General features: G+C 53.6%; 26 protein-coding genes. All 26 read left to right on the top strand.

The features are described 5' to 3' along the window. Window positions 1-10: 10 nt before the first annotated feature. The 26 genes from CHH75_RS10005 to CHH75_RS10130 all read left to right on the top strand — a co-directional run bounded on the left by CHH75_RS10005 (window position 11) and on the right by CHH75_RS10130 (window position 24,256). Entirely contained in the window at window positions 11-766 is a 756-nt protein-coding gene (locus CHH75_RS10005; RefSeq protein ID WP_230875560.1) for a DUF3939 domain-containing protein, read from the top strand. 498 nt (window positions 767-1,264) lie between these two features. Beyond that, window positions 1,265-2,743 carry a stage IV sporulation protein A gene (spoIVA, locus tag CHH75_RS10010; protein ID WP_095263503.1) on the top strand — a complete coding sequence of 493 codons (1,479 nt, stop codon included), beginning with the start codon at window positions 1,265-1,267 and terminating at the stop codon, window positions 2,741-2,743. A 259-nt stretch (window positions 2,744-3,002) separates the two neighbouring features. Then, window positions 3,003-3,275, top strand: a complete 273-nt coding sequence (locus CHH75_RS10015) for an HU family DNA-binding protein (RefSeq protein WP_095263504.1) — start codon at window positions 3,003-3,005, stop codon at window positions 3,273-3,275. A gap of 84 nt (window positions 3,276-3,359) precedes the next feature. Then, entirely contained in the window at window positions 3,360-3,584 is a 225-nt protein-coding gene (gene mtrB / locus CHH75_RS10020) for a trp RNA-binding attenuation protein MtrB (protein WP_095263505.1), read from the top strand. A gap of 173 nt (window positions 3,585-3,757) precedes the next feature. Further along, window positions 3,758-4,315: a DoxX family membrane protein gene (locus CHH75_RS10025; RefSeq protein ID WP_095398058.1), complete on the top strand. Its 558-nt coding sequence runs from the start codon at window positions 3,758-3,760 to the stop codon at window positions 4,313-4,315. Window positions 4,316-4,457: 142 nt separating this feature from the next. Beyond that, window positions 4,458-5,420: a 1,4-dihydroxy-2-naphthoate polyprenyltransferase gene (locus CHH75_RS10030; RefSeq protein ID WP_095398059.1), complete on the top strand. Its 963-nt coding sequence runs from the start codon at window positions 4,458-4,460 to the stop codon at window positions 5,418-5,420. A gap of 114 nt (window positions 5,421-5,534) precedes the next feature. Next, window positions 5,535-6,077, top strand: coding sequence for a hypothetical protein (locus CHH75_RS10035; protein WP_095263508.1), 543 nt, complete (start codon window positions 5,535-5,537; stop codon window positions 6,075-6,077). Window positions 6,078-6,190: 113 nt separating this feature from the next. After that, window positions 6,191-7,051: a heptaprenyl diphosphate synthase component 1 gene (locus CHH75_RS10040; RefSeq protein ID WP_095263509.1), complete on the top strand. Its 861-nt coding sequence runs from the start codon at window positions 6,191-6,193 to the stop codon at window positions 7,049-7,051. Between the two features lie 11 nt (window positions 7,052-7,062). After that, entirely contained in the window at window positions 7,063-7,812 is a 750-nt protein-coding gene (locus CHH75_RS10045; protein ID WP_095398060.1) for a demethylmenaquinone methyltransferase, read from the top strand. Beyond that, window positions 7,805-8,677 (top strand): UbiA-like polyprenyltransferase, encoded by an 873-nt coding sequence (locus CHH75_RS10050; RefSeq protein ID WP_095263511.1) that lies wholly within the window; start codon window positions 7,805-7,807, stop codon window positions 8,675-8,677. The genes CHH75_RS10045 and CHH75_RS10050 overlap by 8 nt, the downstream gene beginning before the upstream one ends. Beyond that, window positions 8,677-9,279, top strand: a complete 603-nt coding sequence (locus CHH75_RS10055) for a UbiX family flavin prenyltransferase (protein WP_095398061.1) — start codon at window positions 8,677-8,679, stop codon at window positions 9,277-9,279. Before CHH75_RS10050 ends, CHH75_RS10055 begins: the two co-directional genes overlap by 1 nt. A gap of 1 nt (window position 9,280) precedes the next feature. Continuing rightward, complete coding sequence (locus tag CHH75_RS10060; RefSeq protein ID WP_095263513.1) at window positions 9,281-10,141, top strand: menaquinone biosynthesis protein; 861 nt, start codon at window positions 9,281-9,283, stop codon at window positions 10,139-10,141. Then, complete coding sequence (locus CHH75_RS10065) at window positions 10,138-11,112, top strand: polyprenyl synthetase family protein (protein WP_095398107.1); 975 nt, start codon at window positions 10,138-10,140, stop codon at window positions 11,110-11,112. Before CHH75_RS10060 ends, CHH75_RS10065 begins: the two co-directional genes overlap by 4 nt. 111 nt (window positions 11,113-11,223) lie before the next feature. Then, a complete protein-coding gene (gene ndk / locus CHH75_RS10070) occupies window positions 11,224-11,667 on the top strand; it encodes a nucleoside-diphosphate kinase (RefSeq protein ID WP_095398062.1) in 444 nt (147 codons plus the stop codon). A gap of 53 nt (window positions 11,668-11,720) precedes the next feature. Then, window positions 11,721-12,533, top strand: coding sequence for a CheR family methyltransferase (locus CHH75_RS10075; protein ID WP_095263516.1), 813 nt, complete (start codon window positions 11,721-11,723; stop codon window positions 12,531-12,533). Window positions 12,534-12,785: 252 nt separating this feature from the next. Then, window positions 12,786-13,955, top strand: a complete 1,170-nt coding sequence (gene aroC, locus CHH75_RS10080; RefSeq protein ID WP_095263517.1) for a chorismate synthase — start codon at window positions 12,786-12,788, stop codon at window positions 13,953-13,955. A 1-nt stretch (window position 13,956) separates the two neighbouring features. Then, on the top strand, window positions 13,957-15,054 hold the full coding sequence (aroB, locus tag CHH75_RS10085) for a 3-dehydroquinate synthase (RefSeq protein ID WP_095263518.1): 1,098 nt from the start codon (window positions 13,957-13,959) through the stop codon (window positions 15,052-15,054). Beyond that, window positions 15,051-15,431: a chorismate mutase gene (gene aroH / locus CHH75_RS10090; RefSeq protein WP_095263519.1), complete on the top strand. Its 381-nt coding sequence runs from the start codon at window positions 15,051-15,053 to the stop codon at window positions 15,429-15,431. The genes aroB and aroH overlap by 4 nt, the downstream gene beginning before the upstream one ends. A gap of 426 nt (window positions 15,432-15,857) precedes the next feature. Beyond that, complete coding sequence (gene trpE / locus CHH75_RS10095; protein ID WP_095398063.1) at window positions 15,858-17,411, top strand: anthranilate synthase component I; 1,554 nt, start codon at window positions 15,858-15,860, stop codon at window positions 17,409-17,411. Between the two features lie 18 nt (window positions 17,412-17,429). Then, window positions 17,430-18,470 (top strand): anthranilate phosphoribosyltransferase, encoded by a 1,041-nt coding sequence (gene trpD, locus CHH75_RS10100; protein WP_095263521.1) that lies wholly within the window; start codon window positions 17,430-17,432, stop codon window positions 18,468-18,470. After that, window positions 18,460-19,287, top strand: coding sequence for an indole-3-glycerol phosphate synthase TrpC (trpC, locus tag CHH75_RS10105; protein WP_095398064.1), 828 nt, complete (start codon window positions 18,460-18,462; stop codon window positions 19,285-19,287). Before trpD ends, trpC begins: the two co-directional genes overlap by 11 nt. Next, window positions 19,284-19,979 (top strand): phosphoribosylanthranilate isomerase, encoded by a 696-nt coding sequence (locus CHH75_RS10110; RefSeq protein WP_095398065.1) that lies wholly within the window; start codon window positions 19,284-19,286, stop codon window positions 19,977-19,979. The genes trpC and CHH75_RS10110 overlap by 4 nt, the downstream gene beginning before the upstream one ends. Further along, entirely contained in the window at window positions 19,954-21,153 is a 1,200-nt protein-coding gene (trpB, locus tag CHH75_RS10115; protein WP_095398066.1) for a tryptophan synthase subunit beta, read from the top strand. Before CHH75_RS10110 ends, trpB begins: the two co-directional genes overlap by 26 nt. Beyond that, window positions 21,150-21,971, top strand: a complete 822-nt coding sequence (gene trpA / locus CHH75_RS10120; protein ID WP_095398067.1) for a tryptophan synthase subunit alpha — start codon at window positions 21,150-21,152, stop codon at window positions 21,969-21,971. The genes trpB and trpA overlap by 4 nt, the downstream gene beginning before the upstream one ends. 43 nt (window positions 21,972-22,014) lie before the next feature. Then, on the top strand, window positions 22,015-23,112 hold the full coding sequence (hisC, locus tag CHH75_RS10125; RefSeq protein WP_095263600.1) for a histidinol-phosphate transaminase: 1,098 nt from the start codon (window positions 22,015-22,017) through the stop codon (window positions 23,110-23,112). A 49-nt stretch (window positions 23,113-23,161) separates the two neighbouring features. Beyond that, on the top strand, window positions 23,162-24,256 hold the full coding sequence (locus tag CHH75_RS10130) for a prephenate dehydrogenase (protein WP_095263525.1): 1,095 nt from the start codon (window positions 23,162-23,164) through the stop codon (window positions 24,254-24,256). Window positions 24,257-24,459 lie beyond the last annotated feature (203 nt).

The following is a 24,459-nucleotide window of genomic DNA, read 5'->3' on the forward strand; positions in this document are numbered from 1 at the left end:
TGATGTAACGTTGAAGAAAATCACTTGGATGACCAAAGCTGTCAAAGCGGGCAGAACGCTTCCGGCCGCGGCGATCCTGGTGCTGTTGTCCGCGATTCTTAGCGGCTGTTTATATCCCGACAATCAGGCACAGAACAACAGGGTATCCTATGTGGAGAGCGTAAGAAATTTGCAGGCAGCCGTGGATGATTATTATCAACAAGAGGGTGTGCTGCCGATCATAACGGCAGGGCCTGAAATTCCCCGCTATGAGAAATTCAGAATTAACCTGGAGCAGTTGAAGAACACGGGCTACATTGACGACATTCCGGCAACCGCCTTCGAGAAAGGCGGCAGCGCTTATTTTCTGATCATCAACGAAGAGACGGAGCCAACGGTCAAAGTCATGGATCTGGGCACCGTACAGAAAGTAAATGATGTACAGATGTCTGTAAATCGCTACATGACCCAGCTCGGCGAGCTTCCGGCAGGAGAGGAGCTTTATCCGGGCTACTGGACAGTGGACGTTTCGAAAATTGATGCCCGCTCGACCGAACTTCGAAGTGTGTATTCCGGTCAGGACATGAGCTATATCATGGACGAAGCAGGCACAGTGTACGCGGATTATGCGTTTGACATCATGCAGGCATTGCAGAAGGATGACATTACACCGGCAGAGGATGAGGATTTGCGGATCTACCTGGAAAAGGCGTCCTTCTACGTGCCGGTCAAGTCTGTGCCTTACCGCTGGATCAACGGCGCCCCGCAAGCTCAGCCGGCTGAATAGGCGCAAGGCCTGTATTCCTGAAAACGCATCATATCTCTTAACTGAAGCAGCGACGATGCAAGGTGAGCTACCTTGTATCGTCTTTTTTTGTTTGGATGAAATTTGGGTCTCAGCAGGGCAAACCTATCAATTTTCCACATATGATTTTTCCGTGCAGAGGAATATCTATCAATTTCCGCGCATAAGTTTATCGAGGAAAGAATTGTGCGGGCGCTAGCCGGTTGCCCGGGCGATCATGCAGCAAAAAATTAGGACGAATGACATTCGGGCAACCGTCATATTTTCAAACCCGGTACATATGATGTTACTAGTCCAAATGCATGTACGAGTTACGCCGCTTTGCCGTTTCCATTTACAATCTACCGGATACCGGCGGCGGACTGCTGGCGACATTGTAAAGGCTGCTCATCTGTTGCAATGACTTTGCTATGAGTGGAACACGAAGCGGATGCTCTTAAAGCATTTTTCCTTCGGAGTAATTTGAGGAGGGGATCTCTCTTGGAAAAAGTGGACATTTTTAAGGACATTGCCGAACGAACCGGAGGGGACATTTACTTGGGTGTCGTTGGCGCTGTCCGTACGGGAAAATCAACGTTTATTAAGCGGTTTATGGAAACGGTCGTTCTCCCGAATATTACGAACGAGGCTGATCGTGTTAGAGCAGTCGATGAGCTGCCGCAAAGCGCAGCCGGGAAAACGATTATGACAACCGAACCGAAATTTGTGCCGAACAACGCGGTGCAGATCAAAGTAACAGAGGGGCTTGAGGTCAATGTTCGCCTTGTGGACTGTGTAGGCTATGCCGTGGAAGGAGCCAAGGGCTATGAAGATGAAAATGGCCCGAGAATGATATCCACGCCATGGTTTGAAGAGCCGATTCCATTCCAGGAAGCGGCTGAGATCGGTACGCGCAAAGTGATTCAGGAGCACTCCACGCTCGGCGTTGTCGTGACGACAGACGGCTCGATTGCCGAGATTCCGCGCAGCTCGTATGTAGAAGCCGAAGAGCGTGTCATCGAGGAGCTGAAGGAAGTCGGAAAGCCGTTTGTGGTGGTGATCAACTCCACCCGCCCGCGGAGCGAGGAAGCACTGCAGCTGCGCAGCGAACTGGCTGAGAAGTATGACATTCCGGTCATGACCTTGAGCGCAGCATCGATGACCGAAGAGGATGTTACCGGCGTGCTCCGTGAAGTATTATATGAATTCCCTGTGCATGAAGTGAATGTGAACCTGCCGAGCTGGGTGATGGTGCTTAATGAAAATCACTGGCTGCGCAGCAACTACGAGAACTCGGTACGTGATACGGTGAAGGATATCCGGCGCCTGCGCGATGTGGATCGGGTAGTCAATCAGTTCATGGAGTATGACTTTATCGACCGCGCCGGTCTAAGCGGCATGAATATGGGGCAAGGCGTGGCGGAGATCGACCTCTTTGCACCGGACGAATTGTATGATCGCATTCTGATGGAAGTCGTTGGTGTGGAGATCCGGGGCAAGGATCATCTGCTTCAACTGATGCAGGATTTCTCCCATGCCAAGCGAGAGTATGACCGCTTCGCCGAAGCGCTGGAGATGGTCAAAACGACCGGTTATGGCATCGCTGCTCCGTCGCTGGCCGAGATGGCGCTTGACGAGCCGGAGCTGATCCGGCAGGGTACCCGCTTCGGCGTCCGGCTGAAGGCGACAGCGCCTTCCATCCATATGATCCGGGTCGATGTGGAGTCCGAATTCTCCCCGATCATCGGCACCGAGAAGCAAAGTGAAGAGCTTGTCCGCTACCTGATGCAAGACTTTGAGAACGATCCGATCAAGATTTGGGAATCCGATATTTTCGGTCGCTCTCTGCACTCCATCGTGCGGGAAGGCATCCAGGGCAAAATCGCCATGATGCCGGATAACGCTCGCTACAAACTGCAGGAAACACTGGGTCGTATCATCAATGAGGGCTCTGGCGGCCTGATTGCCATCATCCTGTAGACTCAATTTAATAAGAAAAGTTAAGGACAACCGTGAATGGGTCAATATACCTATTACGGTTGTTTTTTCATTTTCAGGTCGGTTCATGAAGGAAAAGCGCTTGAAATTATGAGATGGCTGTATTACTATAAGTTTGTTCCGCGTCAAGCATTTTATCGCGTGGATACGGGTAAAATACCCGATTGTACGTATATTTTGCGGCAAAACGGAAACAGTGAATAGCAAGTAGAGCACATTCCTGCTAGGGAGGTGAAAGACAATGAATAAATCTGATCTGATTGCACAGGTAGCTGAAGCTACAGAGCTGTCCAAGAAGGATGCAACGAAAGCAGTTGACGCTGTATTCGACGCGATCTCTGAAGCTCTGCAGAACGGTGATAAAGTACAATTGGTAGGTTTCGGCAACTTCGAGGTTCGCGAGCGTTCCGCACGCAAGGGCCGTAACCCGCAAACAGGTGAAGAAATCGAAATCCCTGCGAGCAAAATTCCTGCATTTAAACCTGGTAAAGCGCTCAAAGATGGAATCAAATAAAGATTTCTACATATTACCTACAGCAGAGGGTCGTGAATACGTTCACGGCCTTTTCTTTTAGCTTGAGGCGAGGAGGTCTCGATCATGGAAAATGTGCAGAACGGGGAATATTTTATCGTCAAAGCGCTGGATCATGGCGTGCAGGTCATCGGCCTTACGCGCGGTCAGGATACCCGCTTTCATCATACGGAGAAGCTGGACAAAGGCGAGGTCATCATCGCCCAGTTCACGGATCATACGTCCGCGGTCAAAATACGCGGCAAAGCCGAAATTGTAACGAAGCACGGCAAGATTGAATCCGGCTCCTGATTTCCATATTGCGTTTCAAGTCCCGCCGGATTGGCGGGGCTTTTTTTGCGTTACAGTGTTTCTACAATAGGAATAGGTGTTAACCCTTTGTTAAAGGTACTCTTGATGGATTGGCCGGAGTTGACTATACTAGCACAAATGAATAAAAATACGAGAGGATGTTTGATCATATCATGGCAAAACCATTCAGAGAAGGCCAGTATGTTGTTGTCCCCGAAAATCCGGTATCCCTGTTTCTGTTCAGCAGCACGCGTTCCGCTTGGATCTGGCTCTTTGTAAGACTGTATCTCGGTTACGCCTGGCTGTCGTCAGGCCTCGGCAAACTGACGGCAGATGCCTGGACGGGAAGCGAAGCTGGCGCGGCGATCCGGGGATTTGTCGGGGGCGCGCTGGCGAAGGCGGAAGAAGGGAAGGACGTTACCGGATGGTATGCTTCCTTTCTCGAAGGATTTGTGCTTCCGAATGCCAAGCTCTTTTCGTATATGGTCGTCTACGGCGAGGTGCTGGTCGGACTCGGGCTTATTCTTGGATTGCTGACCGGAATTGCCGCATTTTTCGGCGGCTTAATGAATGCCAGCTTTTTATTCGCAGGTACGGTAAGCACCAATCCATTACTGTTTATATTGGCTACATGGCTGGTCCTGGCCTGGAAAGTAGCAGGGTGGTATGGACTCGACCGCTGGGCGCTGCCGCTGCTGGGTACGCCTTGGAGCCGCAGAAGAGGCTCTTAGGTACTGCTGAATAAGACTGTTCTCACTCTAAAAGTAACATTCATCACTTTTACAAACGAATTTGTCAAGTACAATTCGAACAGACGACGGCCCTGAAATCCTGTAATCTGAAATCAGATCAAAGGGATAAAGGATGATGGGTATGGGAATCCGGGCTTTTATCAAACTGGTGGAGATACCGACGAAGGTTGCCAGCATGATACCATTTCTGTTCGGAACGTTGTACGCCCTGTTTCGGTTTCAACAGTTCGACGGATACCATTTTGCACTGATGCTTGTCTCACTGCTGTCGTTTGATATGGCAACAACGGCGCTGAACAACTATTACGATTACAAAAAGGCGATTAAAAAGCATGGCTTCGGTTACGAAGAACACAATGCCATCGTCCGTTATAACATGAAGGAGCCGGCGGTCGTGTCCGTTATCCTCGTGCTGATCCTGACCGCTGTCGGGGCGGGAGTTCTCCTTTTCTTGTCCACGGGCTGGCTGATCCTGCTGCTGGGCGGAATGTCTTTTGCCGTTGGGATATTGTATTCGTTCGGGCCTATCCCGATCTCGCGCATGCCGCTTGGCGAACTGTTCTCCGGGCTGTTTATGGGATTTGTCATCATCTTTATTTCGACCTGGATTCATGTGGCGGACAGCCATCTCGCAGTACTGGCGCTGCATGGCGGCGTGCTGTCCCTTCAGGTAAATCTTCCGGAGGTACTGCTGCTGCTCGTTGTCTCGATGCCGGCCATCCTCGGGATTGCCAACATCATGCTGGCCAACAACATATGCGATATGGAGGAGGATCTGGAGAACAAGCGGTATACACTGCCTGTATATATCGGGTTCCGGCCGTCATTGAAGCTGTTCCGGCTGCTGTATTTCCTTGCCTATCTGGACCTTGCAGCCCTTCTTCTGATGAAGGTGCATCCCGTGTTAATTATGCTGGTGTTGATCACCCTCGCCCCGGTATACAAGAAAAGCGCCATATTCACGGCCGATCCCTCCAAGAAGAGAACATTTGTGATCGCGGTGCAAAACTTTGTGTTTATGAATGTGGCGAGGATTGTCGCGCTGGCGGTCACCGTGGCCTGGACATCCCCCACATTGTTCTGAACTGAATACGGATGGAACTTGCGTAAAAAGCAGGCATAGCCTGCTTTTTTTAATTGTACAATGAGGTATGGAGCTTGCCAGGCTTGAGGAAACTAAAGCAGAGGAGGGAGTTTCATGAAATATTGGAAGTCCGTTCAGGCTGTTGTGCTGCCGGCCTCAGCTGCGATGCTGCTGCTGATACTATTACTGGGACTGTTTACATCCGTGCGTGCCGACTCCGGGGCTGCGCCCGCTTTCTTCCCGCGTCATGTCCGCAATATGAGCGATGAGATTCTGGTGGACGCATTATCGAGCGTGCCGCTCCATTTGAAGATCAGTCGTGCTGACTGGGATGGCGGGGCGCTGATGGTCGATTTGCAGATGCCTGAACGCAATGTTGCTGTCCGGGATATCTATGAGGATGTCACCAGCCTGTTCTCTTATAGCTTTGAGGGCACCGACAATGTCGAACAGCTCTTCCTTCGCGTCATGGCCGTCGACCGCTGGGGCGGCAAGCGGTATTTGCTGCTGGCCTCGGACATGAGAAGATCGGAGTGGCAGACCTCTTACGAGGAGGCGCTGCTGAATTTGGAAGATGGCAGGATTCCGGAGCCGGTCTTGTCATCGCTGCATCTTACGGTCACCAATCTGTGGGAAAAGCAATTCATAGGCCGCTGAAACGGGTAAATTAGTACAGGAACAGGCATGTACGTGCCTGCATGATGTGTTATAATAGATTGGATTGAGAGCTTAATCGGATAATAGAACATCAAGTTGCACGGAGGCTGAGCATGAAACCGTATCGCGTACCCCAACTGGCAGAGAAATATATGAATTATGATATGATTCAAAATCATACGCAGCTTCCGAGCTTTCCGGATGCGCGCGTTCATTTGCTATACATATTTTTGAAGAACTCCGGGCGGAATACAGCGGATCAGGAGGAGTTGTATGCCCTCGTAACATCATTGGTTCAGCTGGGGCTGGATACGCACGAGAGCATCGATGCGACGACGGGCAGCCGGGGGGAGAGCCAGATGCGCTCCTTGCAGCTGAAAGTGCTGGCAGGCGATTATTTCAGCGGTCGCTTCTATCAGCTGCTGGCACAAAGCGGAAGCATTTCTGTCATCTCGCTGCTGGGCAGAGCGGTGAGCGATGTCAATGTGATGAAGATGAATCTGTACAGCAAGATGAGAGAAATGAAGCTGACGGCAGAGGAATACTTGAAGCACATGGTGCAGCTGAATATGCAGCTGTTCCTTTCTTTTGCATCCCTGCTGGAAGAAGCGGTGCAGGATAATTTCAAGGCCTTGCTGACCCAAGTGAGCCAATGCGAGACCCTCATTCGCGAAATGGATCGCTGCAGTTCTCCGGAGACCGGCAGGCAAGGGTATGGCTACTGGTATTTGCTGGAGCAGGTCAACGATGAAGAGCGAAGGCTTCTGACGGGTGACAAAAGCGATGCCAAGGACTGGAGAAAGCTGGTGCTGAAGCATAAGGTGATGGAGCGGCTGCTGGACAAGCTGAGGGAGTCTGTCCAGGCGGCGAGGCAGCTGATCCCGGGTCGTCATCCGGAAGGTCAATTTGAACTTATGCTGGAGCCGTTCCTAAAGCGTCTCGGCACATATCGCACCGTCGTTAGTGAAGGGTAGGGGGAACGCAAGTGGACAACGAGATTTCTAATGTGAAGCATGACGGGCGAAGCCCGAAGGAGAAATACGTTCACTCCGTATTCGAGAGCATTGCCGGAAAATACGATATGATGAACGATATTTTAAGCTTCAGAAGGCATAAAGCCTGGCGCAAGTTCACCATGAACCGAATGAACATGCGTCAAGGTGATACGGCCATCGACCTGTGCTGCGGCACTTGTGACTGGACGATCAGCATGGCCAAGGCAAGCGGAACCGGCGAAATCGTCGGCCTTGATTTTAGCGAGGGCATGCTGGAGGTTGGCCGTGGCAAGGTGGTCAAGGAAGGGCTGCAGGACCATATCCGACTGGTCCAGGGGAATGCGATGAGCCTTCCTTTTGCCGACAATCAATTCGATTACGCCACGATCGGCTTCGGGCTACGCAACGTGCCGGACTACATGCAGGTGCTGCGCGAGATGAAGCGGGTTGTGAAGCCGGGCGGGATGGTAGTATGTCTGGAATTGTCCAAGCCAACCTGGCAGCCTTTTAAATTCCTGTATTATTTTTATTTCGAAAAACTGCTTCCTCTTCTGGGAAAGATGTTTGCCAAGCGGTACGAACAGTATAAATGGCTGCCCGAGTCGCTCAAGCTGTTTCCCGGAAGGGAGGAGCTTGCCGAAGCTTTCCGTCAGACCGGGCTTCAAGAAGTTCAGGCCTTTTCCTTGACCGGTGGCATCGCGGCATTACATATTGGGATCAAGGAGAATCTGGATGTTTAAGAAAATACGAACTTATCTTGAAATGATCAAAGTGGAGCATACCCTGTTTGCTCTGCCTTTCGCATTTATGGGAGCCATCCTTGGCTCTGCAGTTGTGTTCGACCACCTTCCGTCTTGGGGGGATATCGGATGGATCTTCCTGGCCATGTTTGGCGCAAGAAGCGCCGCCTTCGGTCTGAACCGGATCACCGACAAGAAAATAGACGCCAAAAACCCACGAACCGCCAAACGGGCGATTCCGGCAGGCCTGCTCAAGCCTAATGAAGTCATATTATTTATTATTGCATCATTCGCTGTATTTTTCTGGGCCACCTACATGCTGGACCCGTTTGCGTTCCGGCTGTTGCCGATTGCGATATTCATGCTGATCATCTATTCGTTTACGAAACGCTTCACCTGGCTGTGCCATGTTGTGCTTGGTTTCACGACCGCGCTGGCCCCGCTCGGTGGCTGGGTAGCCGTTACCGGTCAGGTGGACTGGAAGGCGCTGCTGTTCTACGTGGCACTGGCTTTCTGGACGGCGGGCTTCGATGTAATCTATGCCTGTCAGGATCAGGACTTTGACAAGAAGGAAGGGCTGTACTCCATCCCGTCCCGGTTCGGTCTTCATAAAGCGCTCTGGTTCGCACGCGGATTCCACGTCATCACCGCAATTGGCTTCATTGTTTTATTTTTTGTGACGCCGCTGAACTGGTGGTATTTGATCGGTATGCTGATTGCATGCGGCATTCTGTTCTATCAGCATTACATTCTGTCGCCGAATGATATGAGCCGGCTGCAGACCGCGTTCTTCACGATGAACAGCACGCTTAGCATCGTTCTGTTTGTTTTTACTCTGATTGATTTGGTGGTGCGTTATCGCTGATGGAAGACATTCGCGCAAAAAGCTGGGTAGTCGGTATTACGGGGGCTAGCGGCAGCATCTACGGCGTGCGACTGGTCGAAACGCTGCTGTCACTTGGCTACCATGTCGATTTGATCATTACGAACGCCGGATGGCGTGTATTGTCTGAGGAACTGGGATGGGGAGCTTCGCAGCGCGAGGCCGTCATGCACGAGAAGTTCGCCGGATACGAAGACGCGCTGACCTATCATCCGATCGGTGATATTGGAGCGACGATTGCCAGCGGCTCCTATCGGGTGGAAGGCATGATCATCATGCCTTGCTCGATGGGCACGCTGTCCTCTGTCGCGCACGGCACTTCGGACAACCTGATGGGGAGAGCGGCGGACGTCATGATGAAGGAAGGGCGGCCGCTCGTGCTTGTTCCGAGGGAAACGCCGCTCCATGCCATTCATTTGGAGAACATGCTGAAGCTGGCCAGGCTGGGGGTCAAGATTATTCCGGCTATGCCGGCCTTTTATTTTCATCCGCAAAGCTTGGATGATCTGGTTCATTTCCTCGTGGGCAAAGTTCTCGACAGCTTGAGAATCGAGCATCAATTGTATAGAAGATGGGGTGAGTAACATGCCGGGGACGAACAAAACAACCGTCATTGGCAAAATCAGCTACACCAATGCATGGCCGATTTTTCATTACGTGAACCCGGAGCTTCTGGCCACGGAAGCGGAGATGGTCACGAAGGTTCCCGCCGAGCTTAACCGGGGGATGAGCCGGGGAGAGATTCAGATCGGCGCGCTGTCATCCTTCGCTTACGCAGAAGCAGCGGACAAGCTGCTGCTGCTGCCGGATTTGTCTGTCAGCGCCGACGGGCCGGTCAAGTCGATCCTGCTGTTTTCCAGACAGCCGCTGCACGAACTGACAAACGCGACCATTGCCATGACCAACACCTCGGCCACTTCGGTGAATCTGCTGAAGATTTTGATGGCCTTAAACGGCGGTTCGCACACCTATATGACAACCGAGCCGGTGCTTGAGGATATGCTGGAGGTCGCGGATGCGGCCTTGCTGATTGGCGACAATGCCATCCGGGCATCCTGGGACAGCAAGGACTATTATGTGACCGACCTGGGGCAATGGTGGAAGGAGTTGACCGGTTGCAGCATGACCTTTGCGGTATGGGCCGTCAACCGGGAAGCGGTGGAGCGGAACGCCGAAGGGATGGCGGAGATTGCGGCGATGTTCGAGGACAGCAAGCAGCGAAGCCTGCAGGATCTGTCGCCCATTATCGCGGAAGCGGTGGACCGGATCGGAGGGACAGCCGCCTATTGGTCGAATTACTTTACGAACCTGTGCTATGATTTTAATGCGCGGCATCAGGAAGGGCTGCGTTTATATTTGAAATATGCGCATGAGCTGGGGCTCTTGCAGCATGAAGTGACGCCAGAGCTATGGAACGAGAAATTGAGTTTGCGGGTGAAGAAATGAAACGATTTGACATTTTCGGAACACTCAAGAAGGATATGGACGTTATTGAGAAAGAGCTGTACCTGAGCGTGGAAGGAGACAGCCCCGAGCTGACCGAGACCTCTCTTCATCTGCTGCGCGCCGGAGGCAAGCGGCTTCGCCCCGTGTTCGTGCTGATGGGCGGGAAGTTCGGGAGCTATGATATCGAGCGGCTGAAGCTTGTGGCGGTTCCGCTTGAACTGATTCACAGCGCTTCCCTGGTGCATGACGATGTCATTGACGATGCGGAGACCCGGCGCGGCAAGCCGACGGTGAAGGCCAAATGGGACAACCGGGTCGCGATGTATACCGGGGACTATATTTACGGCCGGGCGCTCGAGCTGACAACGAAGCTGGAGGAGCCTGAAATTCACCGTATTTTGGCCAAGGCGATGGTCGAGATGGCGATTGGCGAGATGGAGCAGATTCGGGATTTCTTCAACACCGAGCAGAATATCCGCCGCTACCTGCTGCGGATCCGCCGCAAAACCTCCCTGCTGATTGCGATCAGCTGCCAGCTGGGCGCGCTGGCTGCCAATGCTGACCGACGGGTAGCAAGCGGGCTATACCGTTTCGGCTATAACGTCGGCATGGCTTTTCAGATTCAGGATGACCTGCTGGATCTGTGCGGTACGGAGAAGCAGATCGGCAAACCGCCGGGAAGCGATATGCGGCAGGGCAACATCACCCTTCCGGTCATATTCGCCCTTGGCGATCACCATGTGAGCGAGCCGCTGCGGCAAGAGCTGGATCGCATTCAGGCGATGAACGGCCAATGCGACGTATCGGAGGCAGTTCAGCTGGTGAGAGCGAGTTCTGGCATTGCCAAGTCGGAGGCGCTGGCAGACCGCTATATCCGCAAAGCGCTGGATGCGCTGGATACGCTGCCTGATATTAAAACAAAAAAACATTTGAGAGAGATTGCCCATTTTATAACAAAACGTTCATATTAGGCTTAACCCGAACCAAGCTTTCTGTTAAAATACGGTTACAACATGTCATGATAGATCGCAAAAGCAGCTGACAAGATGATCCTGTATTGAGAGAGGAAGAGTGACAGGTCTATGGAACGTACTTTTCTAATGGTAAAGCCTGACGGTGTACAGCGCGGCCTTATCGGGCGCATTATCAGCCGTTTGGAGGACAAGGGTTTCAAGCTGGTGGCAGGCAAGTTTTTGCAAATCTCGGATGAACAGGCAAGAAGGCATTATGCGGAGCACGAAGGCAAGGATTTCTATCGCAACCTGGTGGATTTTATAACGTCCGGGCCGGTATTTGCGATGGTGTGGGAAGGCGATGATATTATCGCGCTGTCCAGACAAGTCATTGGCAAAACCAATGTGAAGGAAGCGCTGCCGGGCACGATCCGCGGTGACTTTGCGGCTCACACGCCCCACAATCTCATTCATGGCTCCGATTCGCCGGAGAGCGCGGAGAAGGAAATCGCCAATTTCTTCGAAGCCCATGAGCTGGTCCGTTATGAGAAGACGCTGGCTCCGTGGCTGTAAGAGGCGGCGTTGACCATGTATAGAACAATATATGAAAGCACGGGAATGATAGGATGACGGAACAGGTGACATTACCAGAAGATAAGGATTATATCGATTTTGTCCATAATATCGAGCGCAGCACGGGCATTAATCTCGCTGAATACAAGGAAGCGCAGATGAAGCGCAGACTGACTACGCTGCGGATGAAGAAAGGCTTTGATTCCTTTACCGTCTTTTACGAGGCGATGATGAAGGACAAGGCGTTGTTCCATGAGTTTCTGGACCGGATGACCATCAACGTATCGGAGTTTTGGCGCAATCCGAATCGGTGGGAAGTGCTTCAGGACAAAATATTGCCGGCACTAACGAGCCGCAACAGCGGGCAGCTGAAAGTGTGGAGCGCTGCTTGCTCCACCGGGGAAGAGCCTTATACGCTGGCGATGATTTTGGCGGAGAAGGGGTTGCTCGCCAGGACGAGCATTCTTGCGACCGACATCGATGACGGGGCGCTGAGCAAAGCGAAGGAAGGCATGTATCTGGAAAGATCGCTCAAGGATGTGCCGCCGGCTGTAGCTTCACGCTATTTTACCGAGGAGGGTCATCTGTACCGCTTCAGTGACAGTCTGAAGAAGGAAGTCAACTTCCAGAAGCAAAATTTGCTGACAGACCGTTTTGACTCCGGCTTTGATCTGATCGTTTGCCGGAATGTAATGATTTATTTTACGGAAGAGGCTAAGCACAAGCTGTATACAAAATTTGCAGCGAGCTTGAAGCCGGGGGGCTTTTTGTTCGTCGGAAGCACGGAGCAAATTTTCAATTCGATCCAGTACGGTTTGGAGAGCAGCGAGACGTTCTTCTACCAGAAAACGATCGCGGCTTCATAGGTTGGAAGCGAGCCTCGTGCTGGCGATGGCATCATACATAGAATGTTGATTGAACATGAAGAAGCGGCGGCTTTTTGCACATGGATTTTGAAGTTAGAATAACGAGAAGCGCTTTTCAATCCGTCGGATGGGAGGCGCTTTTGATTTAGACTGAGGTTTCTTGTCAAAGCTTACGACGTATACTATAATATCAGGAGATATTTACGGATTTTAGCGTTTTAACGCTTAAAAGTTTAAAGGGGGAAAAGCATCATGAGCCTACGCTATTTGACGGCAGGAGAAACGCATGGACCGCAACTGACTGCGATTATTGAAGGACTTCCCAGCAATATGCGCATTGATTTCGAGGCGCTTAATTTTCAATTACACCGGAGACAGAAGGGCTACGGCCGTGGACGCCGGATGCAGATCGAGAAGGATACGGCCCAGATTGTGGGCGGCGTGCGCCACGGATATACGACAGGAGCACCGGTGGCCTTGGTGGTGGAGAACAAGGATTTCACCCATTGGCGCAATATTATGAATGTCGAGCCGATTGAGGGCAGTGACGAAGAGAAGCGGCGGGTATTTCGCCCTCGTCCGGGGCATGCGGATCTGAACGGCGGCCTGAAATATAACTTGAAGGACCTGCGCAATGTTCTGGAGCGTTCGAGCGCAAGGGAAACAGCGGTGCGGGTAGCATGCGGAGCCATCGCGAGACAGTTCCTGGAGCAGTTCGGCATCAAAATTGCAGGGCAGGTCATCCGTATTGGGGAAATCGAGGCCCCGCCCCATAACCTCCCGATCGATGAGCTGATTGAGCGGACAGAAGCGTCCTCGGTGCGTGTGGTCGATCCGGAAACGGAGAAGAAAATGGAGGCTTATATCGATCAGATTAAAAAGGAAGGCGACTCCATCGGCGGCATCGTGGAATGCATTATTGAAGGCTTGCCCGTCGGCCTCGGCAGCCATGTCCAGTACGACCGCAAGCTGGACGGGCGCATTGCACAAGGGGTGATGTCGATCAACGCCTTCAAAGGGGTGGAAGTCGGCATCGGTTTTGAAGCGGGACGGCTTCGCGGCTCCCAGGTGCATGATGAGATCATGTACAACAAAGAGCGCGGATACCACCGTGCCACGAATCGTCTCGGCGGCTTTGAAGGCGGAATGACCAACGGCATGCCGATTGTCGTGCGCGGTGTCATGAAGCCGATTCCGACACTGTACAAGCCGCTGCAAAGCGTAGATATTGATACGAAAGAGTCGTTCACGGCCCAGGTAGAGCGTTCGGATGCCTGCGCGGTTCCAGCGGCAAGCGTGGTGATGGAGCATGTCGTGACCTGGGAAGTGGCCAAGGCATTTCTTGAGAAATTCGGCGGAGATTCCATGGAGGAAATTCGCGCCAACTACGAAAACTACCTGTCCCAGCTGGAGAATTATTAAGATGAGGACGCTGCATGTAGAGCTCGGCGAGCGCTCTTACCCGATCTACATCGGGTCAGGGCTGCTGGAGCGGCTCGGAGAGCTGAGCATCGCCCGGGGCATTAACCGTAACAGCACACATCTGATCGTGACCGATGACAAGGTGGCGCCGCATTATTTGCAGCAGGCCGAGGAGACACTGGCCGCTGCGGGCTATTCGGTCATCTCCCATATCGTTCCTGCCGGGGAATCCTCCAAGTCGCTGCAGACGTTCGAGGAAGTGATGACAACGGCGATTCAAGGGGGGCTGGACCGCAGCTCAGCCGTGTTCGCTCTCGGTGGCGGCGTGGTTGGCGATTTAGCCGGATTCGTTGCAGCTACATATATGCGCGGCGTAACCTTCGTGCAGATTCCGACGACCATTCTGGCGCATGACAGCAGCGTCGGGGGTAAGGTAGCTGTCAATCACCCGCTGGCAAAAAACATGATCGGCGCCTTCCATCAGCCGGTGATGGTGCTGTACGATGTCAATACGCTGCTGACATTGCCGCCGCGCGATATATCGGCCGGCCTGTCCGAGATGGTGAAGCACGGGCTCATTCTTGACCGTGACTTTGCATACTGGTGCCGGGATCATGCCGCAGATCTGCTGCGTCTTGATCCGGAGGCGCTGAGCTATGGGCTGGAGCGCGGATGTGCGATCAAGGCCGATGTTGTCTCCAAAGATGAGCGTGAGGGTGGCCTGAGGGCTATTCTTAATCTCGGCCACACGATCGGGCATGCGATTGAAGCTGTTGGCGACTACGGTAGATTTCTGCACGGCGAAGCGATCTCGATCGGCATGGCCGGCTCGGCGATGCTGGCCGAGAAGCTTGGACGGGACAAGGGGATCTATGAGGAGACGGTCAGCATGCTGAAGGCGCTGAACTTGCCGGTGACGCTACCGCCCGACGTGTCGGTCGATGATATCATGGCTGCGATGCAGCATGACAAGAAGTTTACGGAGGGGCGGATGGTATTTATCGTGCCAGAGGCCATCGGCGCCGTCAGCATTGTGAAGGATGTGCCGGTAGATGCGGTTCGTTGCGTCGTTGAAATGTTGAAGGGGGAGAGCGTATGATGAACCGTGGCATCCGGGGAGCAACAACAGTGACCCGGAACGATGAACAGGAGATTATGCAGGAGACGCTTCGTCTGCTCGAAGAGATGGTCAAGCGCAATGACCTTCATCCGGAATATATCAGCAACATTTGGATTACGATGACGCAGGATCTCGATGCGGCATTTCCGGCTAAAGCGATCCGCCAGCTTGAGGGATGGGATCTGGTGCCGCTGATGTGCTCGGTGGAAATTCCGGTTAAGGGCAGCCTGCCGCGCTGTATTCGTTTTATGGTGCAGGTGAATACAGAGAAGTCCCAGAGTGAAATCAAGCATGTATATTTGAACGAAGCCAAGCGGCTTCGGCCCGACTTGTCGGAATCGGGTGTGCAGCCGTAAAATATTTGGGGTTGCGTGCCATCGTATTTTTCTTGTATAGTGGATACAGAATAGCTGAGTAGAGTTTCGTATTTAGATGAGTTGAGTTTAGAAGAGCTGAGTTGAGAAGAATTACGTTCATAACAGGTTCAGAATCCGATGCTGCGGGCGATCGTCTGCTCATACATGCTCATGCGGGTAGGTTAGTTGTACCATTCGTATAACCTTTTTCCTGTGGAAGTGTGATTGAGTGAGAGGCTGTGCCCGGAGGAAGACGCAACAGGCGGCTTTCGAGGTAACGGCAGGCATGTGCACAGGCTTGTTTGTGTTATGCTGTGTTCGCGTTGAACCTTGCTCTCTTCAGACATATACTTATCTGGTCTTTTACAAACCTCTACGTCAGTAGAGGTTTTTTTGCATTTAAATCATGTTCAGGGAGGGATTATTATGGCTAGTCCATCAATGGAGCAAGTGGTTTCTATGGCGGGCACATACAATCTGATTCCGGTAGCGATCCGGCTGCTGGCCGATATGGAAACCCCGATTCGCATTTTCCAGCGTTATGCGGAGCGGAAGCGGGCATTTTTACTGGAAAGTGTAGAGGGCGGCGTAAGGTGGGCTCGCTACTCCTTTATCGGAACTGATCCCTTCCTTATGATCTCGGGAAAGAAGGGGCATATCGAGGTAGAGATGGAGGGCAAGCGAAGCAAGCTTGAAGGCAAGCCGGTGGAAGAGCTCAAGGCGCTGCTTCGCCGTTACAAAAGCCCGCAGCTCAAAGAGATGCCGCCGTTTACGGGCGGGGCGATCGGATTTTTCGGCTATGATCTGCTGCAATATTACGAGAAGCTGCCGGCACACGCAATGGATGATCTCGGCATGGACGATATCCGCTTCATGTTCTGTGATCAGATCATCGTGTTCGACCATGTGAAGCAGCACATTCTGCTGGTCGGCAATGTTCATGTGAAGCCGGGAGCTACCGATGAGGACATTCGCTGTGAATACCGGAACGTATGCGCCAAGCTGGAACAGACGGCAGAGCGGCTTCAGGACCAGGGGCCAAGTGAGAATGTGAACTCACGGGGGATACCGGCAGATGTCGAACTCGGGGATATTCAGTCCAACATGAGCAAAGAGCGGTATATGGCCAACGTAGAACAGGCCAAGGAATATATTCGGGCCGGGGATATTTTTCAGGTGGTGCTGTCCCAGCGGTTCCACATCGAAACCGAAGTCTCCCCGCTGCATGTGTACCGTGTGCTGAGAGCGATGAATCCTTCGCCGTACATGTATTATCTGAAGATGGATGATGACATCATTGTCGGCACCTCGCCAGAGGCGCTGGTCAAGGTAGACGGACGGCGGGTGGAGACGAGGCCGATTGCAGGAACGAGGCCGCGGGGAGCCGACGAAGCCGAGGACAAGGCGCTGGCTGAGGATCTGCTGCAGGACGAGAAGGAGCGGGCAGAGCATCTGATGCTTGTGGATCTCGGACGCAACGATCTGGGCCGGGTATCGGAATTCGGTTCGGTCAAGTGCGACAGCTTTATGGAGATTGAAAAATATTCGCATGTGATGCACATGGTGTCCGGCGTCTCGGGAACGCTGGGCGAGAACAAGGATTTCTTTGACGCATTTCTGTCCTGCCTTCCGGCAGGCACCGTATCGGGGGCGCCGAAGCTTCGGGCGATGGAAATTATCGCGGAGCTAGAGCGCGAGGCCCGCGGAGCCTATGCCGGGGCGATCGGCTATCTCGGTTTTACCGGCAATATGGACTCCTGCATTACGATCCGGACGATTATTTTCCGGGGCGGCAAAGCGTATGTTCAGGCCGGGGCGGGCATCGTATGGGATTCGGTGCCGGAGAAGGAATATGAGGAGACGGTAAATAAAGCGAAGGGCATGCTCAAGGCGATTCGGGTCGCGGAAGCGATGTTCCCTGCTGTGCAGGATACAGGCGACACGATCAATCAGGATTATCTGTACGAATACACACCTTAAACTGGAGGAGGAATCAGGATGAACGGAATGGAACAGGTGCAATCCGCCATAACCAGGCTGATCGATGGGCGCGATCTGAACCGTGAGGAGGCCCGGCAGGTGATGCAGTGCATGATGGAAGGGCAGGCAACGCATTCCCAGATCGGCTCGCTGCTGACCGCCCTGCGCATGAAAGGCGAAACCGTGCAGGAGATTACAGGCTTTGCCGAGGCGATGAGAGCGGCCGGCGGGCGCGTGCTGACAGAAAGAAGCCGGCTGCTGGACACATGTGGAACCGGCGGGTCCGGCATTCACAAAATCAACATCTCCACCGCTTCGGCGATCATCTCCTCCTCGGTATCGGTGCGCGTCGCCAAACACGGCAATCGTTCGGCATCGGGCCGTGCGGGCAGCGCGGATGTACTAGAGGCGCTCGGGGTGAATATTCATCTGACGGCAGAGCAGGCGAAGGCATGTCTGGAGGACATCGGCATATGTTTCTTGTTCGCCCAAATCTATCATCCGTCAATGAAGCATGCGGCCGCTCCCCGGAAGGAGCTGGGTATTCGTACGGTGTTCAATATGCTCGGGCCGCTCACCAACCCGGCCGGTGCGGATCGCCAGATGCTCGGCCTTTATGATAAAAGCAAGACCGAAACGATCGCCCAGGTGCTAAGCGAATTGGGACTGAAGCGGGCGCTCGTTGTATCTGGCCATGACGGGCTGGACGAAATCAGCATCTCCGGCCTGACCCGAATTTCCGAGCTGCGCGGCGGTGAGGTGCGGACCTATGATATTCATCCGGCGGATCTCGGACTCAAGGTTCATCCCGTTGAAGCCATACTTGGTGGAGACGCGAAGGAGAATGCCGCGATTATTCGTTCCGTGCTGCAGGGAGAACGCAGCGCGTATCGGGATATTGTGCTCGCGAACAGCGGAGCCTGTATCTACGTATCCGGCCTTGCGGACAGCATCGCCGAGGGTGTGCGAATGGCGGCAGAGGCTGTGGATACAGGATTGGCGGAAGCCAAGCTGAAGCAATTGATTACGAGGACGGGGGAACTTAGCTATGTATCTTGATCGGATTGTGGACACGAAACGAACGGAAGTAGCCCGGCTGCACGAAACTTTGCGCATCCCGGAAGCCGAGAGAAGAATCGCGGATATGCCGCCAACCAAAGGGTTTGAACGCGCGCTGGCGAAGGGAAGAAAACGCAGCATGGGGCTGATCGCCGAGGTGAAGAAGGCATCGCCTTCCAAAGGGTTGATCCGTCCCGATTTTGACCCGGTTCAGATTGCGATAGCCTACGAGGCGGCGGATGCCGACTGCCTGTCGGTACTGACGGATGTTCAATATTTTCAGGGAAGCGGAGAATACTTGACGGCTGTTCGGGAAGCGGTAAAGCTTCCGCTTCTGCGCAAAGATTTCATCATTGATGCTTATCAAATCTATGAAGCGAGACTATTGGGTGCGGATGCGATTTTGCTCATTGCCAGCATTCTGACAACTCAGCAAATGTCGGAGTTCATGTTTCTGGCCGCAGCGCTGGATCTGGATTGCCTGATCGAGGTGCACGACCGGGATGAGCTGAACCTTGTGCTGGAGCTTGAGGGAGCGAGTCTGATCGGAATTAACAATCGAAATCTTCGCACATTCGAAACGTCGCTTCAGACCACGGCCGAGCTGGCTGCATTCGTACCGGACGGGGTGACGCTGATCAGCGAAAGCGGGATTACCAGCGCGGCGGATCTGTCCTATCTGCACTATGCCGGCGCACAGGGGGTGCTGGTCGGGGAGCATTTCATGCGCCAGGCGGATATTTTCCGGGCGGTGTCGGAGCTGATGGGGCCTGCTCCCGTTCGCCAGGAGCAAGATGTTAATGGGGTGGGATCATGAGTACAACCGCAGTAAAAATTTGTGGACTTCAAAGCGTTGAAGTGCTAAAATCAATGATAAACTTACCTGTGGATTATATCGGATTCGTATTTGCCAAGAGCCGCCGTCAAGTGACGCCGGCACAGGCTGCCGAACTGGCAGCTGTCTTGCAGGATTGGGAGGCTGGGCCGCCTCCTGCTGCGGTCGGCGTGCTCGTGAACCCTGATATGTCGTCGATTGGAGAGCTTATGCGCACCGTGCCGCTTCAAGTGCTGCAGCTGCACGGTCAGGAATCGCCGTCATTATGCCGGGAAGTGAAAGCGAGCTTCCCGGCTTCCATATTTAAGGCGCTGTCGGTCCGCGGGGAGATGTCCCGGGAGGAGCGTCTGGCGCAGCTGGATTCGTATGCCGGCTGCATCGACGGATTGCTGCTCGATACGTATGATCCGGTCTATGGCGGAGGCTCCGGCTTAACGTTTGCCTGGGAGCTGATCCCCCCTTATATGGCCTGGGCGGAGTCGCAGGGAATCCCGCTGTTTATTGCGGGCGGCCTGGAGCCGGGCAATGTGAAAGAGCTGATCGCGCGTTATGCGCCGGACGGCGTGGATGTATCGAGCGGTGTGGAGCGGGAGCCGGGCGTGAAGGATATACAGAAGATACAAGCATTCGTAGAAAGGGTGAAGGGATATGACACAGCAGCTTCCAGACAATAACGGACGTTTTGGCGCTTTTGGCGGGCGCTTCGTACCCGAAACGCTGATGAATGCGCTAATCGAGCTTGAACAGGAATACAACCGGTATGCGGAGGATCCTGAATTCAAGGCGGAAATTGCCTATTTACTGAAACAATACTCCGGCCGGGAGACCCCGCTCTATTACGCGGAGCGGCTGAGCCAACATCTCGGCAAGGCCAAAATATACCTCAAGCGTGAGGATTTGAACCATACAGGCGCTCACAAGATCAACAATGCCATTGCTCAGGGCGTGCTGGCCAAGCGCATGGGCAAGGAGAAGGTGATCGCCGAGACCGGAGCGGGACAGCACGGGGTGGCAACGGCTACGGTCGCTGCGCTGCTCGGACTTGAATGCAAGGTGTTCATGGGCGAAGAGGATACCAAGCGCCAGCAGCTTAACGTTTTCCGCATGAAAATGCTCGGTGCGGAGGTGATCCCGGTTACGTCCGGCAGCCGTACGCTAAAGGATGCCGGAAATGAAGCGCTGCGCTACTGGGTAAGCAACGTGGAGGACACCTTCTACGTTCTCGGATCGGCGGTAGGTCCTCATCCGTACCCGATGATGGTCCGCAACTTCCAGCGCATTATCGGGGATGAGACGCGCAGGCAAATATTGGAGAGCGAAGGACGCCTGCCGGACACGATTCTGGCGCCGGTGGGCGGTGGCAGCAATGCAATCGGCATGTTCTACCCGTTCCTGGAAGACACCGAGGTTCAGCTTGTCGGTGTTGAAGCGGCCGGCAAAGGTGTGGAAACCGAGTATCATGCGGCTACGATGACCAAAGGAACCCACGGCGTATTCCAAGGCTCCATGAGCTATCTGCTTCAGGATGAATACGGGCAAGTCAAGGAGGCGCATTCCATCTCGGCCGGTCTGGACTATCCGGGCGTCGGACCCGAGCATTCCTACCTGAAGGATATCGAGCGGGTCCAATACATGCCGATTACCGACCAGGAAGCGCTGGAGGCATTGCAGCTTCTATGCCGGACCGAGGGCATTATTCCGGCGCTGGAATCCGCGCATGCGGTTGCCCAGGCCGTCAAGCTTGCGCCCTCCTGGAGCGAGGACAGCATCGTAGTGATCTGCCTGTCCGGACGCGGGGATAAAGATGTGGAGTCGATTATGGCCTACACGGGAGGGAAGACGCTATGAACCGGATGGATGCAGTATTTGAACGTTTGAAGCAGCAGAACGAGACGGCGCTCATCCCTTTCCTTACAGTCGGTGACCCGGATCTGGAGACGACGCTGGATATTATTGACCAGCTGGAAGCAGCGGGGGCGGACATCGTTGAGCTTGGCGTCCCATATTCCGATCCGCTGGCCGACGGTCCCGTTATCCAGCGCGCTTCGGAGCGTGCCTTGAAGGGCAAGGTGACGATCCGCTCGTGCATGCAAGTTGCCCTTACGGCGCGGGAGCGAGGAAGCCGGCTTCCGTTCATCTTGTTTACGTATTACAATCCCGTCCTTCAAATGGGGCTGGACCTGTTCTTTGAAGAGGTTGTGGCCCATGGGATCAGCGGCTTGATTATCCCTGACCTGCCGATTGAAGAGGCGGCCGAGATCAGGCAGCGCGCGCGGCAGGCAGACGTCCATCTGATTCCGCTGGTCGCTCCGACCTCCCATGAGCGGATCGCCAGCATCGTGAAGGATGCGACAGGCTTTATTTATTGCGTATCCTCGCTTGGCGTAACCGGGGAGCGCGCCGATTTTTTTGCGGGCATCGAGGATTTTTTGAATACGGTCAAAACCTACAGCAATGTCCCGATTGCCATCGGATTTGGCATCTCCTCGCGTGAGCAGGTGGCGCGATTCTCCTCAATCTGTGATGGGGTTGTGGTCGGCAGCGCGATCGTGCGCCAGATCGAATCCAACATTCCGCTGCTGGAGAAGCAGGAGAGCCGGGAAGAGGGGCTTTTGCAAATCCGCAAGTTTGTGGCACAATTAAAAGGAACATCAGATTCCGCATAGGATTCAAGTTTACTAGTATATGAAAAGCGAGGCGAATGAGCGGATGAAACCGAAAGCGCATATCGTGAACCTCCCGGTGTACCAGCCGGGTAAACCGATAGAAGAGGTGAAGAAGGAGTACGGGCTGGATGAAGTGATCAAGCTGGCCTCCAATGAAAATCCATACGGCTGCTCACCCAAGGCTAAGGAAGCGATTCTGGCTGAACTGAATGAAGCCAGCGTCTATCCGGACGGGGCAGCAGCAGAGCTGAGCAGCGAGCTCGCGGATTTCCTTGGCATCAACAGCGATCAGATCATTTTTGGATGCGGCTCAGATGAGGTGATCGCCTTGATCGCCCGGGCATTTCTACAGCCTGGCGACGAGACGATTATGGCCGATCAGACGTTCTCGGTCTACAAGAGCAATGCGGACATTGAGGGAGCAGTCAGCATTGAGGTGCCGCTCGTGGACGGCACTCATGATCTGAACGGCATGCTGGCGGCGGTGAATGACCGGACGAAGATCGTCTGGGTATGCAATCCGAACAACCCGACGGGCACGATTGTATCCGAATCCGAGCTTGTGAAGTTTCTGGATGCCGTCCCTTCCCATGTCATGGTGGTGCTGGACGAGGCCTACTACGAATTCGTGACCGATGCAGCTTATCCCGACAGCATCAAGCTGATGCAGAAGTACCCGAATCTGGTCGTGCTTCGCACGTTCTCGAAGATTTACGGGTTGGCCTCGCTGCGAATCGGCTATGGCCTTGGTGAGCCGGAAGTGGTGAAGCTGATCAACCAGGTGAGAGAGCCGTTCAACACGAGCCGGTTGGCACAGGCAGCCGCCAAGGCCGCGCTCCAGGATCAGGAATTTGTGGCGAACTGCCGCCGTTTGAACGCCGAGGGGATCGCTTATTTGCAGCAGGAATTTGATCGCCTGGGCCTCTCTTATTTTCCGGCACACGGCAATTTTATTCTGGTTAACGTCCAAAGACCGGGACAGGAAGTGTTCCAGTCCTTGCTCAGACAAGGGGTTATCGTTCGTCCTGGATTCAGCCGGTATCCGGATTGCATCCGCGTCAGCGTCGGCACGCCGGAGCAGAACCGGACCTTCATCGGCTTTCTTGAAAAAGCGCTGGGAGACGTAGTCGCCCCTGTGTAATTTCTGATTATCACTACTACTAAATGCAGCTTGAAACGAGTGAGTATACATGTCTATTCATATATCCATATTTGGCGTCGGCCTGATTGGCGGATCGCTCGCTTTATGCTTCAAAGGCAAGCCGGGCATCACTGTAACCGGATATGCGCATACGGAGGAGTACGCCGCACAGGTCATCGCCAAAGGCGTCGTCGATCATGTTACTTTGTCGGCGGCAGAGGCTGCGCAGGATGCGGATGTTATCTTTTTATGCGTCCCGGTGGGCAGCCTGGAAAGCTACATCCAGTTGTTAAGCGAGATGACCTTAAAGCCCGGCTGCATTATTACAGACGTGGGCAGTACGAAGGCCAGCATTACAGCATGTGCTTCTGCGCTTGCACTTAAGGACGCCTGCTTCATCGGAGGTCATCCGATGGCAGGGTCCGAACGTTCTGGCGTTGGAGCGGCATCCTCGCTGTTATTTGAAAATGCATATTATGTGCTGACACCGCCGGATGACGTTCCGGATGATAAGCTGCAGAAGCTGATCGACCTTCTAGCGCATACGAGAGCGCATATCGTCCAGGTTGAGCCGCGGCTGCATGATCAGATTGTCGGAGCGATCAGTCATCTGCCGCATATTATCGCGGTTGCGCTTGTGAACCAAATCCGCACCTACAATGACGACAACCCGCTCTACCGGATGCTCGCTGCCGGCGGGTTTCGCGACATTACGCGCATCGCCTCAAGCGATCCGCTGGTGTGGCGCGATATTTTATTGAATAACCGGGACGTGCTGCTGCCGCTGTTGCGGGACTGGAACGAGGAGATTCAGGGCTTTATTGCAATGCTCGAGAACAACAGCGGCCCGGGGATTGAGGAAGCGTTCCGCAGAGCAGGTGAATTCCGCAGCGAGCTGCCGGAGAGACGCAAGGGCAGCATTATATCCCAGTATGATCTGTATATTGATGTGCCTGACCATCCGGGTATTATCGGCAGCATTGCCACAGAGCTTGGCGCCCAGGGCATCAACTTGAGCAATGTGCAGATCATTGAGAGCCGGGAAGAGGTGCCTGGTGTCATGCGACTGTCTTTCCGGAACGAGCGGGAGCAGGAGCGGGCACAGCAGCTGCTTACCTCGCTGGGACACGCTGTATATCATTAAAATTCCCACTAATAAAAAATAAGCGGAAATAATTGCGTTTTCATGTTGACAAAATGAAAACGTATACATATAATAAAAGTACAGTATGGTTTCTCTCCACTCCTATCCAAACATTGCACTTTGTGCGACCGCCTTCCATGAGGAAGGCGGATTTTTTTTGTTGTATTGGGGATTCCCGGATATTTCACTGGCATAAACCTGAA

It is taken from the genome of Paenibacillus sp. 7541, assembly GCF_002276395.1.
Taxonomy (GTDB): Bacteria; Bacillota; Bacilli; order Paenibacillales; family Paenibacillaceae; genus Paenibacillus_AQ; species Paenibacillus_AQ campinasensis.

Excerpts from the sequence above, each read along its gene's own strand:
- aroC (WP_095263517.1), top strand. The coding sequence starts at position 12,786 with ATGAGCCTACGCTATTTGACGGCAGGAGAAACGCATGGACCGCAACTG.
- mtrB (WP_095263505.1), top strand. The coding sequence starts at position 3,360 with ATGGAAAATGTGCAGAACGGGGAATATTTTATCGTCAAAGCGCTGGAT.
- ndk (WP_095398062.1), top strand. The coding sequence starts at position 11,224 with ATGGAACGTACTTTTCTAATGGTAAAGCCTGACGGTGTACAGCGCGGC.
- CHH75_RS10060 (WP_095263513.1), top strand. The coding sequence starts at position 9,281 with ATGCCGGGGACGAACAAAACAACCGTCATTGGCAAAATCAGCTACACC.
- CHH75_RS10050 (WP_095263511.1), top strand. The coding sequence starts at position 7,805 with ATGTTTAAGAAAATACGAACTTATCTTGAAATGATCAAAGTGGAGCAT.
- trpB (WP_095398066.1), top strand. The coding sequence starts at position 19,954 with ATGACACAGCAGCTTCCAGACAATAACGGACGTTTTGGCGCTTTTGGC.
- CHH75_RS10025 (WP_095398058.1), top strand. The coding sequence starts at position 3,758 with ATGGCAAAACCATTCAGAGAAGGCCAGTATGTTGTTGTCCCCGAAAAT.
- CHH75_RS10035 (WP_095263508.1), top strand. The coding sequence starts at position 5,535 with ATGAAATATTGGAAGTCCGTTCAGGCTGTTGTGCTGCCGGCCTCAGCT.
- aroB (WP_095263518.1), top strand. The coding sequence starts at position 13,957 with ATGAGGACGCTGCATGTAGAGCTCGGCGAGCGCTCTTACCCGATCTAC.
- aroH (WP_095263519.1), top strand. The coding sequence starts at position 15,051 with ATGATGAACCGTGGCATCCGGGGAGCAACAACAGTGACCCGGAACGAT.
- trpD (WP_095263521.1), top strand. The coding sequence starts at position 17,430 with ATGAACGGAATGGAACAGGTGCAATCCGCCATAACCAGGCTGATCGAT.
- CHH75_RS10110 (WP_095398065.1), top strand. The coding sequence starts at position 19,284 with ATGAGTACAACCGCAGTAAAAATTTGTGGACTTCAAAGCGTTGAAGTG.
- CHH75_RS10015 (WP_095263504.1), top strand. The coding sequence starts at position 3,003 with ATGAATAAATCTGATCTGATTGCACAGGTAGCTGAAGCTACAGAGCTG.
- CHH75_RS10075 (WP_095263516.1), top strand. The coding sequence starts at position 11,721 with ATGACGGAACAGGTGACATTACCAGAAGATAAGGATTATATCGATTTT.
- hisC (WP_095263600.1), top strand. The coding sequence starts at position 22,015 with ATGAAACCGAAAGCGCATATCGTGAACCTCCCGGTGTACCAGCCGGGT.
- CHH75_RS10030 (WP_095398059.1), top strand. The coding sequence starts at position 4,458 with ATGGGAATCCGGGCTTTTATCAAACTGGTGGAGATACCGACGAAGGTT.
- trpE (WP_095398063.1), top strand. The coding sequence starts at position 15,858 with ATGGCTAGTCCATCAATGGAGCAAGTGGTTTCTATGGCGGGCACATAC.
- CHH75_RS10055 (WP_095398061.1), top strand. The coding sequence starts at position 8,677 with ATGGAAGACATTCGCGCAAAAAGCTGGGTAGTCGGTATTACGGGGGCT.
- trpC (WP_095398064.1), top strand. The coding sequence starts at position 18,460 with ATGTATCTTGATCGGATTGTGGACACGAAACGAACGGAAGTAGCCCGG.
- CHH75_RS10130 (WP_095263525.1), top strand. The coding sequence starts at position 23,162 with ATGTCTATTCATATATCCATATTTGGCGTCGGCCTGATTGGCGGATCG.
- trpA (WP_095398067.1), top strand. The coding sequence starts at position 21,150 with ATGAACCGGATGGATGCAGTATTTGAACGTTTGAAGCAGCAGAACGAG.
- CHH75_RS10065 (WP_095398107.1), top strand. The coding sequence starts at position 10,138 with ATGAAACGATTTGACATTTTCGGAACACTCAAGAAGGATATGGACGTT.
- CHH75_RS10040 (WP_095263509.1), top strand. The coding sequence starts at position 6,191 with ATGAAACCGTATCGCGTACCCCAACTGGCAGAGAAATATATGAATTAT.